Source organism: Chitinophaga hostae (genome assembly GCF_018224885.1).
In the GTDB taxonomy this organism is placed as follows: Bacteria; Bacteroidota; Bacteroidia; order Chitinophagales; family Chitinophagaceae; genus Chitinophaga; species Chitinophaga hostae.
The window spans coordinates 20,839-32,591 of sequence record NZ_JAGTXB010000034.1 but is presented as its reverse complement, the minus strand read 5'-3'; the positions used below and the strand labels follow the sequence as shown (position 1 = coordinate 32,591).

The 11,753-nt window shown below is 47.6% G+C and carries 7 protein-coding genes; 2 read left to right on the top strand and 5 right to left on the bottom strand.

The window, feature by feature from the left end:
* The 4 genes from KE626_RS33900 to KE626_RS33885 all read right to left on the bottom strand — a co-directional run.
* Positions 1 to 1,743: RagB/SusD family nutrient uptake outer membrane protein (locus KE626_RS33900; protein ID WP_211977529.1), on the bottom strand; the 1,743-nt coding region annotated here is incomplete at its 3' end.
* Positions 1,744 to 1,762: 19 nt separating this feature from the next.
* On the bottom strand, positions 1,763 to 5,164 hold the full coding sequence (locus KE626_RS33895) for a SusC/RagA family TonB-linked outer membrane protein (protein ID WP_211977528.1): 3,402 nt from the start codon (positions 5,162 to 5,164) through the stop codon (positions 1,763 to 1,765).
* 522 nt (positions 5,165 to 5,686) lie between these two features.
* The gene (locus KE626_RS35125; RefSeq protein WP_211977527.1) at positions 5,687 to 6,814 is read right to left on the bottom strand and encodes a FecR family protein; all 1,128 of its coding nucleotides are present in this window, start codon (positions 6,812 to 6,814) and stop codon (positions 5,687 to 5,689) included.
* Between the two features lie 79 nt (positions 6,815 to 6,893).
* Positions 6,894 to 7,469 (bottom strand): RNA polymerase sigma-70 factor, encoded by a 576-nt coding sequence (locus KE626_RS33885; protein WP_211977526.1) that lies wholly within the window; start codon positions 7,467 to 7,469, stop codon positions 6,894 to 6,896.
* A gap of 285 nt (positions 7,470 to 7,754) precedes the next feature.
* Here KE626_RS33885 and KE626_RS33880 point away from each other — a divergent pair, with 285 nt between their 5' ends.
* Positions 7,755 to 8,582: a bifunctional helix-turn-helix domain-containing protein/methylated-DNA--[protein]-cysteine S-methyltransferase gene (locus KE626_RS33880; RefSeq protein ID WP_211977525.1), complete on the top strand. Its 828-nt coding sequence runs from the start codon at positions 7,755 to 7,757 to the stop codon at positions 8,580 to 8,582.
* A gap of 473 nt (positions 8,583 to 9,055) precedes the next feature.
* A complete protein-coding gene (locus tag KE626_RS33875) occupies positions 9,056 to 9,469 on the top strand; it encodes an SRPBCC domain-containing protein (protein ID WP_211977524.1) in 414 nt (137 codons plus the stop codon).
* 21 nt (positions 9,470 to 9,490) lie between these two features.
* Here KE626_RS33875 and KE626_RS33870 read toward each other — a convergent pair whose 3' ends face one another.
* Positions 9,491 to 11,719, bottom strand: a complete 2,229-nt coding sequence (locus tag KE626_RS33870) for an alpha-N-acetylglucosaminidase (protein WP_211977523.1) — start codon at positions 11,717 to 11,719, stop codon at positions 9,491 to 9,493.
* Between the last annotated feature and the right edge of the window lie 34 nt (positions 11,720 to 11,753).

Here is an 11,753-nt window from a genome sequence, read left to right as displayed (position 1 = left end):
CTGATCCATCACACTGTTCGGCACCTGCAATTCAGACAAGGGAATGGGAGAAAGATAATCGCGGTTTACATTAAACTTGTAACCTGCCGACATAGCTCCAACATTCTTGTACAACTCAATATAACCGCTGCCATCGGTAGGATAGCTGGCCAGTTGATCGGCAGGTACCACTGTAACCCACTGATTCAGTTTGGCGCCTTTCGGCTTCCAGCCGGTCAGCAACTTACCGGCAGCGCCCCATCTGAACACATCATCATGGCGGAATCCTTCACACGCCAGCTCTACACGCCGCTCCCTTCTCACTTCATTAATCACCGGACTCAATGTGGGGAACACCCAGTTGGGATCTGTTGGCAGTGTACTGATATCCAGGCCTGGCATACCCACCCTTGCTCTCAGCAGGTTGATACTAAGCGCTACATCTCCCTGTGTCAATGTGCCCAGTTCAGCTTTTGCTTCCGCATAATTCAATAACACTTCTGCATAACGGAAAAGGATCAACGCAGTAGTCCCTACATCACCGGCATACTGCTGGTTATAATCCGGGTTATGTCCTTTGTATACCTGGTAACCTGTAGCGGGTTTACCCTCATTGGCGGCAGAAAAAGTAGGTATCATAAACAGCAGGTTAGCAGCGCCTCCCGGCTGATTGTTGGTAATGATATGCGCGCCGTCGTTCACATACATCGTTTGAGCCAAACGGGGATCCCTTCCGCTCACAACGGTGGTCAGTGAGTCATCGCCTTTATACAGCGGGCTCAATGCAATGGGTTTTCCATCCGTGCACAAATAGTCATCAACCAGGTTTTTGGTAAGCCCGCGGCCGGCGCCGGAATTCGTATACCGGTGCCAGTTATGGCTGGGACCAGAAGTAATATTATACTGCCGCCAGAACATCACTTCTTTGCTGCCGCTGAAGTCTGTCTGGTTAAACAAAGTCCAGTAGCCGTTTTCCTTACCTGCATTATCCAGTTGAAAAGTACCGGTAGCGATTACCTTACCTGCTGCATCTGCTGCTTTTTGCAGGTATTTTGTTCCGGTAGAACCAGTGACGCCGAAGGGCGTGCCTGCCAGGTATTTTTCCCAGGTACCTTCATAAAGTGCTACGCGCGACTGGAAGGCCATGGCAAATTCTTTATATACCCTGCTGGTCTGCGCAGCGCCTTTGGCAGGCAGGTAGCTGATGGCGCTGTCCAGGTCGGCCAGGATAGAGTCGGCAATGATATTACGGGCTAACCGTTTGCTGTACAGTTCCGGCGAATTGGGCGTTAATGGTTTGCTTACCCAGGGTAACGCGCCAAACTGTTTCATCATACCAAAATAAAAGTAAGCCCTGAAAAACAACGCTTCTCCTACATAGGTCTTTACGTTAGTCCATGGCTCTTTAACCTTGCCGTAGTTTGCCAGCATATAGTTGATGTTCCGGAGTGCGCCCCAGCCCCATCCTCCATTGGACGACGGCACCACCCGTTCTCCGTTCATCCAGGTTTCATAACCCATCCTGATCATATTATCGCTTCCCAGATCGGCATCGTCGCCGTAAATACCAATCGTTCCAAACCCGGTATAGGCAGGGAAAGCACTGTAAAAACTATTGGCGTATAATTTCAGGTCATTGGATGTTTGCCAATATTGTGCATCGCTGATCACGGTTTCCGGGCTTCTGTCCAGGAAATCCTTCTTACAGGAAAATAAAGTAAAGCCGGTCAGCACACAGGCCAGGAATATTTTGAATGAACGCATAGCTCTCATATTAATTGAATTAAAGAATAACATTGATGCCACAGGAGAAAGTCCTTTGCAGTGGATATATTTTGGCATCGCTGATCGATAGTTCCGGATCCATTGTTTTAATCAGCCTGGTAAACGTGGCCAGGTTTTCCACATCAAAATACACCCTCACTTTTTGTGTACGGATGCGCGACAGCACACTGGCTGGAAGCGTATAACCCAACTGCACGCTCTTTATGCGGAGGTAAGCGGCGTTCTGCAGATACCGGGTCTGCGTCTGTGTATTTTTGGCATTTTCCTGCCCCATATAAAACTTCGGGAAATAACCATTCGGTGTAGCTGCGGTGTACCTGTTCAGGTGCGTGGTAAAAGGTGAACTTTGCCATTCATCTCCCGTAATTCCCCAGAAATAGTTAGAGCCAATCCACACATCTCTTTTGGCAATACCCTGCAGGAAAATACCCAGGTCAAATCCTTTGTAATCCACGCTCAGGTTAAGACTATACTGGTAACGTGGCGTATTATTACCGATTACGCTGCGGTCGCCACTGCTGTCCACCGTATTTTTTCCGTTGTTGATAACGCCATCGCCGTTGCGGTCAGCATACACCACATCGCCGGCATGCCAGCCGCTTTTCCAGAACATGGCACTGAGCCCTTTTGCGGCATCGGCATCTGACTGGTATAATCCGGTAGAGGTATAGCCCCATATCTCTCCCATATTCATACCCTTGTACCAGGTGTTATCCAGCGCGCGGGTAGGGTTGTTATATCTCACTACGGTACCCCTGTAATCGGAGAGCGCGCCACGTATACTGTAACCCAGTTTACCTATTTTATCGGTCCACTGTGCAGTGAGTTCAAAACCTTTTGTTTGTATAGCAGCATTGTTTACTCTCGGCACCGTCGAACCCAGCAACACCGGCAGTACCTGTCCGGGGCCTGCAAAATCATCGGCCTTACGGATATAATAATCATAGGAAACCGTCAGCCGGTTATTCAACAGGGCCATGTCTGTACCGATGCCATAAGAGGTAGTGGTAACCCAGGTAAGCTCAGGATTCACCAACGGCGGCTGACTTACAGCCGCCTGTTTGTTGCCGCCAAAAAGCCAGGAAGTATTGTTAGGTGTGGTAGTAGCCAAACCGGGATAAAAGGGATACCAGGAGCCAATGGAAGGATCACCGAGAAACAGTTGATCAGGTGCGGAACCATAAGATCCTCTCAATTTAAACGCATTTACGATATGGCTGATGGGCTGCCAGAAATTTTCCTTGTCCAGGTTCCATCCGGCAGATACGCCCGGTGAAAATTTCCATCTGCGATTACTCAGGAAACGGGAAGTTCCATCGTAGCGGCCGTTTATTTCCAACAGGTATTTATCTCCGAAATTATAATTAAACCTGCCGAAGAATCCTTCTACTGCCAGTCTGCGAACCTGGTCGCCAACAGAAGGGTTGGTATTGTAGGTAAGATTTAAGGATGGAATATCATTGGAATACAGCTGGCTGTTGGAAGCCGAATAAGAGGCATAGTTTGTCAGCTCACTGGTGAAGCCGCCAAGTATCCTGAAATTGTGCCGGCTGAACTGTTTTTCATAAGACGTATAGGCGTTCACGATATGATGTTCGTTCCGGTAGTTGTTACGGGAAAAAGAGTTGGGGGTAGTACCTCCTGATGGCGCGGTGCTGCCATCGGGCAAATACACATACACTGTTTTAAGATGATTTTCTGCATTATAAAAATCGCCGTCGAAAGTGTAGTTCATGGTAATGTCCCAGCCTTTCAGCGGGTTAATACGAAATTCACCGGTGAGCATAGGCTGATCTTCTGTACTCTTGTTTCTGCCGCCTTCCAGGTGCAGCAGCACATTGCTTTCATCTGAATAATGGCCATCCGGATTGATCAGCGATACGGTCGGGAATTTCCTGGCAAACTGGTGCATGTAGTTCCCACCGGTTTGACCTGAGTATACATTGGGCGTATTATACAGGGAACGGGAAATAGTGCTTCTCAGGTTAAAGGTCAGCCAGTTGGTGATGTTGGATGAGAGATTGGCCCTGATATTAAACCGTTTGAAATTGTCGTTGCCAAAGTTATACATCCCTGCCCTGTCGTTGTAGCCAAGACCGATATAGTAACTGCTTTTATCGGTAGCGCCGCTTACGCTGATATTGTGTTGCTGACTAAAGGAAAAATCCTTAAAGTATATTTTAAACCAATCGTTGTTGGCGTTACCGGAGTTCCAGTTATTCCAGCCATTGGGAGCATTGGGATTTTTGATGGTTTGGGTAGTCAGGGTGCCTGCCTGGTATGCCTTGATCCTGCCAATTGTTTCATCATTAAAAAACGGGGCCCTGCCGGCATTGGCGAAGGCTTCATTGTACAGGTTGGCGAAGTCCAGAGAATTCAGCATTTTGGGCAGATTGATAGGCTGTGCCCAGGAAAGATTATTATCATAAGCGATACGGGTTGGCTGTCCTGCTTTTCCTTTCTTGGTAGTGATCAGGATCACGCCGTAAGGTGCGCTGGAACCATAGATCGCGGTGGAAGCAGCATCTTTGAGTACAGAAATGCTTTCCACATCGCTGGGGTTGATCGCATTGATATCGCCGCCCTGTATACCATCAATCACGATCAATGGTCCGCCGGTGGCGCCCAAACCGGTATATCCCCGGATGTTGATGCTCTGAGAGGCATTGGGTGCGCCGCCGCTGGTATTGGTAACGATATTTAACCCTGCCACCATTCCCTGCAGTCCCTGGCTGATACGCGTCATTGGCCGGTTTTCCAGCACTTTACCGGAGATCTGGCTGACAGCTCCTGTAAGATTTACTTTTTTCTGGGTACCATAACCTACTACGACCACATTTTCGAGCTGCGAAATTTCCGGGATGAATTTAATGTCTATCCGGCTTCTGCCTGCTGCAGCCACTTCCTGGCGAACGAAACCGATATTGGAAACCACCAATACCGCATCACCGGAAACATCCGGCAAACGGAAGTAACCCTCTCCGTTGGATATCACGGCTATTTTAGCGCCTTTCACCTGTATGGTAGCACCTGGTACCGGATTACCCTTATCGTCGGTAATGCGGCCACGTATGGTGTCAGCAGGTGGCGCAGTTGCCGGGGACACCGGGGTGCGGTTCAGCACAATTGTTTCACGGATAATTTTCCAGGTAAGTCCCTGGTCTTTGAAACACATGTCCAGTACCTGCGACAGCGGCAGCGCCCTCGCTTCAATATTTACGTTATGGGTTCCGTCGAGATCCCCCAAGTGATACCAGAACTTGTACCCGCTTTGTTCTTCTATTTTTCCCAGTATTTCCTGGATAGGTTTATTTTTCTCTACCAGTGTAATTTTCTGTGCTAATCCTTTGGCACTGATTTGAAGCAATGAAATCAGGAAGAAAAATGCAGTTAGTTTCATGATTTTCCAGATTTTGGACAATAGGCGTGTGGGCCTGCCATTGTTAGTTAAACAAGCAGTTACGTACATAGATAAATGATTAAGGATGCTTAACAGATAGTCACAGGGATTGCTTTACCAGGGGCCGGTATATTAGCGTATACAGCGCCCGCAATCCATGATTGTTCTGATCATAAGTGGTAATTATTTCGCCACAGCTGGCAGATATTGTATTACCTGGTCAATTGTTCACCGTTGATGTTCACTGTGGAATGCCGGTAGTATGTTTCTTATACGCCCGTGTGAATGTTGCCGGCAAAATAACGTTGGTAACAACAGGGGCTTACTGAAGAAAACGCCCCATAGTGGTAAGTTTGGAAACGAGACTTTAATAACATAAATTTGATTTAGGTAATGAAAATGCTTAACAGATGTATGTTCTATTGCCTTTTTAGCCGGGACATGTTAGCGCATGCCCGGTTTTTTTTTCGATTTTGGTGATCCTTTATTTATACTCGATAATTTCAACATAACTGTTTTTACTTATCCCGGAAGCACCACTATTTTTCTTCCTTCTACCCGGAAATGTATCCCGCTTTCCTCCAGGATAGCCAACACATCCCTGAGATCGTAGCTGCGTTTGATACTTCCTTCAAATTTCAGATCCGGCACTTTTCCGGCATACTCCACTTCCGTATTATACCATCTTGCCAATTGCCGCATCACCACTGCTGTTCCTTCTCCATTCAATGAAAAATAGCCATTCTTCCAGGCAATGATCTTTTCTGTATCTGCCAGCTTCACCGTTTCTATACGACGGTTGGCCGCCAGTATGGCCTGTTGCCCCGGCTTCAGCAACGCGGTATCTGTTTTATGCAGTACCCTTACCGCTCCTTCCAGTAAAGTAACATTGGTACTGGGTTCTTCCTGGTAAGCCATCAGGTTAAAATGTGTGCCTAATACCTGTACCGTGTTATCTCCTGTTTGCACTACAAAAGGCATTTTTACATTTTCAGCAACTTCAAAATAGGCTTCTCCTTTCAGTTCCACTTTTCGTTCCCTGCCGGAAAATCCGGCGGGAAAACGCAGCGATGAAGCGGCATTCAGCCATACCTTGCTGCCATCCGGCAATACCAGCTGGTACTGTCCTCCAGGCGGAGTTGTTAACACATTATACGCATCCGTTTGCGCAGCAGTAGCATTTGTATACACCACCTGCCCGTTTTGCAGATGGATAGTAGTGCTTCCCTGCTGCATCATCTTCCCCTGCGTGCTATCTAATACTACTTCTTCTCCGTTAGCCAGCGTGAGCACCGCTTTATCGCTGCCAGGCACAATTGCTTTGCCTGCCAGCATGGTGCCAGGAGCGGCTGCTTTATCCGCAGATTTCCGCAGCTTCAATCCTACAGATACAAATAAAACCACCACTGCCGCAGCCACCGATATTTTTATGATCATGCTGCGTACCCGGTTCCGCTGAATACCCGCGTTGTCATATATACGACCCCGTAGTATCCGGCCGGTGGATTCCTGGTCACCCAACAAAGTTTCATCCCAACCTTCCTCTTCTTCCACCTTGCTCAGCAGATAATCATACAGCCTGATTTCTTCAGCTGTAGCGCTGCCTTCAGCAATGCGCCGGGCAAGTTCGTCTAGTTGTTCCTGATTCACTTAAGTGGATGTTTATATACCAAGGCACATCAAAATAATGTACCCCCCAAAAGAAGGGAAAATTTTTTTCAATGAATTTTTACAGGGAAGATAATAGTAAGAAGATGAGCAACATGGAATGCCCTATAAAAAGACGGATACGTTTCAGGGCAATGGTAATCTGGTTCTCTACCGTTTTTACGGTAATGTTAAGCCTGGAGGCTATTTCTGCATGCGACAACTGCTCATTTCTGCTTAAACTGTACACCGCCCTGCACTTACCCGGCAACATGGATACGGCCTGCGCAATCACTGCCTTCAACTCCCGTACTGCCAGGTCGTCCGGATCAACGGTTACCGCGGTAGTATATTGCAGGTCATTTATCAGCACCTGCCTGTTTTTGCTGGCGCGTATAAAATTAGCCATCTTAAACCGCGTGGCAGCCTTCAGGTAATGCTTTAAGGAAGTGATCTGCACCGTTTCCCGGTGCAGCCAAAGCCAGGTAAATACTTCCTGTACCACATCCATCGCCATATCGCGACATTTCAGCGTGTACCAGGCATGTTTAAACAGATCGGGCCAGTGACGCGCGTAAATAGCATCAAATGCACGCACATCCCCCTTTTTCAGGAAGTGCAAAAGTTCACTGTCATCCATGTTAGCCCAAGCGGACATTGTATGCTATTTAATATGCGATCACCGTTGGCACCGCAACAATAAAGTAATAGATTTTGGAAAAGTTGGTACTCAATGCAATCTAGTTATTATTAGTACAAGTAAATTATGTTTTTTAAACAAAAACCAGCTATATTTTAACGCAAACCATAGCACTATACGAAAAATCCAAAGTACCCGGGCATGGGGCTGCGATATTACCGGGACAGCCATCCGATCACTTAGCAATAACCGGGTTTTTTGCCGGCATGCACGGTACTACCTTTGTTTTAAAATAAACAAGCCATGAACAATTATGATAAAATTGCAACGGCAATAGACTACATTAAGCGTAATTTTAAAACACAGCCCGACCTCCAGGAAGTGGCCGCAGCAGTGCATATGAGTCCGTTTCATTTTCAACGGGTATTTTCCGAATGGGCAGGCGTAACACCTAAAAAATTTCTGCAGTACCTCACCCTGGATTATGCGAAAAATATGTTGAGAGAAGAAAAAGCCACCGTGTTTGATACTGCTTTCGAAGCAGGGCTTTCAGGCACCGGGCGTTTACACGACCTGTTTATCAACATCGAAAGCATGACACCGGGGGAATACAGGAACGGTGGTAAAGCGCTCCATATCAACTACAGCTTTGCGGAAAGTCCGTTTGGCAATATCATTGTTGCCTCCACACCCAAAGGCATCTGCCATATGGCTTTTGCCGACGATCCCGACAAAGCGCTGCTGGCGCTGAAAGAACAGTTTCCCCATGCGCAGTTCACCCAAATGGTAGACCTGATCCAGCAAAATACCCTGTATATATTTACACAGGACTGGCGCCGGCTGTCTGAAATAAAACTACACCTGCGGGGTACCGATTTTCAGCTGAAAGTATGGGAAGCACTGTTGAAAATACCCATGGGTAACCTCACTACCTACTCCCGTTTAGCAGAAGAAATCAATAACCCGAAAGCATCGAGGGCAGTAGGTTCTGCGGTAGCGCAAAACCCTGTGGCCTTTCTCATTCCCTGCCACCGTGTAATAAAAGCTACCGGCGACTCCGGTCAGTACCACTGGGGAGAAGTCCGCAAAAGCGCCATGATAGGCTGGGAAGCGGCACAAACAAAACAATAGGATACTACTCCTGGCATTGTAAGCAAAAAAGGAAGGGCTGCCCGCTTGTGAAGGACAGCCCCGTTTTTGCTTATGAAAATAAGGACCAGCACTAAAAAGTGCCTGCCGGTTAGACGAGGAAAAAATCTTAATGGATATAGGGCCACAAATAATTTGATGACACCCGCATACAAAAAAGCATGCGAAACGACTTTCTCATGTGGAAACAGATTTTGGTTTAGATCACTCTTTTACTCTTCAATTCAGTACTTGCTCAGATAGTTGCTTCAGAATTTTGGTCGCTGTCAACACCTTCCATTAAAACGCCCGGAAAGTGCTTTATATGTTACTTAAAAGTAAAAAAATATTTTACATTTTTACACATAAATATGCCCCTTTTCCTTAGGGAGACTATAAATGCAATAAGCCTCTTTAGTATCAATAGTTTACATATTCCAATATCCCACTTTTTCTTTACCTTGTCGCTAAAAAACATGACTTCCTCCAAAACACCTGTAGGGCAAACTGCCTCGCAGGGGTGGGAAATGGGCATACGCCGCACCTTCCCCATCACCCCCGACCAGGCCTGGGAACTCCTCTTTACCCAACCTGTATTGGGCCACTGGCTCGATACTAATGCGCAGCTGTCTTTTGAGAAAGGAGACACCTATACTACCCGTACCGGCATCACCATCACCATATCCAGTGTTACAACCGCTAAAGTCATTCGCATGAAATGGCAGGTGGCCGGCGAATCCAATACATCCACCCTCCAGGTCAGGGTGATCCCGGCTAAAGAAAAAACCACCGTCAGCTTTCACCATGAATGGCTGAAAGACGCTGCTGAACGGGCTGCAATGAAAACATACTGGGAAAACGTGTTAGATCAGATCGCTGCCCGGATCTGATCCTTCAAACAATAGCCGCCGTTAATGCACGCCATAAATTTGTTGCGCCACCGGCCACCATTTTTCATACAAACGGGCAGCTATACTATAGGCGTCTCCCCTGGGTTTATCAGGGAAAACGGCAGACTCATTACACCACGCATACTCCCACTTCGACAACCGCTTATAAAATGCATTGGCTTCATTGGCAGGCCGCTTGAAACGATGGTTGATCGCATCGGTTTCCACATAACGCCCATCCGCTTTTTCCAGTTCCGCACCCAGGAAACTGAAAAAATCGCTCCACCGCTTCCTGTAAAAGGACCGGAGTAACCCCGACCACTGCCTGCTCGAATAATCAAACAACATGGCTTTCTTATCGTATGGCCCCCATACCGTTACCAGCCAGCGCGCATTTTGCTCATACAACGCCTTTTCTGCTGCGGTACTGCCGCAACGGCGCGCATCTCCAATCCACTTACCCAACAGGAAATGCTCATTGGTACCCAGCAAAACGTCCATATCATCTATGAGCGACAAAAACTGTTGCGTGGCGATACGAAAAGAATCCTTGTTACCAGACAGGTAAGCCCTGCTCACACTTTGCTGCACCGGGATAGCCAGATCCCCCAAACATTGCCGCAACATATCCACCAGGTCGTACTGGTAGGTTGGCAAACGATGCAGCTGCTGATCGGCCTCCAGCATAGCTTTGGGCGCCGCCCATAAATCTGCAAAACGGTAGTTCTTCTCTGTATTCAATCCGCCATTTGGAGAAGCGCCATGTACCTTTAAAGCCGGGCGCGCCACTATCGGCGATTCCCTCGAAATATCAACATGCTTTGCCTTGTAAACTGTATGCAGTAAAACCTGCCATGCTGTTTGTGTGAATACATCTGCGCTACCATACCGCGCATAACTATACGATTTTACCCAATCGGCTGTTACCGGAGCTGACCTGTGCCAGGCCATTTCTGCCGCCGCTTCAAAAATCACCGGGTTGTGTTCTATCGCCTCGGGAAATATGCCGATACCGCTGATATTCCCCCAGGAGGTATCATGATTGGATGCGGCCTGTTGCTGTAATATCATATCAATACTACCGCCCATTTCTGTTTTACCACCGTAATTTTGTATGATGCCACTCACCCAACTGCTACCCCAAAAAGCATGTGTGCCTTTCCACTTCGATCCGTTTAAATCCAGTACCAGCAGCTTCTCTGTAGGAATACCCTTTGCTACGGGCTCACGGATAGACCAGCTTTGCATCACAATCGTGGCCGCAGTATCCACGCTTTTTGTCACGTTGTACAGGGCCTTACCAACGGCTTCCAGGTAACCTTTGTATTGCTTTGGAGGCTTTCCTTCATGAAACGGATCACCGGCGTAATAATGATTGGTGCCAAATAATTTCGCCTGCTCTTCCAGGAAAACCTTGCCCATCTGGCCAAACAAAGGATCCAACGGATCCAGCTGCGCAGTTCCCGGCGGAAAATAATCGAGCCAGAATGGCTTCACAGTGATATCCGAGGCCGGGAATTTTTGTTTCAATGCAATAGGTACGTAACCGGTAAATCCCTGCAAAACAGGCGTCATCCCCATTTCCCGTTCCCGCGCCAGTATCTGTTTACCCAATTCAATACTGTGTGCTATCCAGCTTTGCGGCAAAGGACCCGCCCAGCTTTCAATATTGGTCATCCACTGCCAGGCAAAAAAAGCAGGCCCCACCAGGAAACCCCGGATCTCTTTATCATTCATTTTAAAACGACGCAGCGTGTTTTGCCACACCGCTTCCTGCCCCGTAATGGCCAGCGGCATATTGATACCATGCAATGCCATCCAGTCTATTTCCCGCTGCCACCGCTCCCAGTTCCACCAGGCCATTGAGTAGCTAAACGTGCAATAGTTCAGATAAACCCGGTGCTCATAAGGTGTAACAATGCGCACCTTCTCCGCCACTGCCGGTAACACTGCAGGTAACTGCAGGTTATCCCCATTCCAGGATAACTGGCAATGACAATAATATTTTAAATACCAGTTTAAGGCAGATGCCACACTCACTGGTGTATTTCCACGTAATACAATCCTGTTGCCGGACGATGCTATTTCAAATACATCTTTTCCTTTTTCCGCTGGAATTATTTCCACGCTGAAATACGCCGCGTGTGCAGGGACTACACGCTGTATCAACGCCAGCGCCGTTTCCTTATAATCCGCTTTCACCGCACTCCAGCAACATATCAACCATATGATCAGGTATCCTTTCTTCATTTATTATCATTTTCCCGGTTGCAAAAAAACCCCG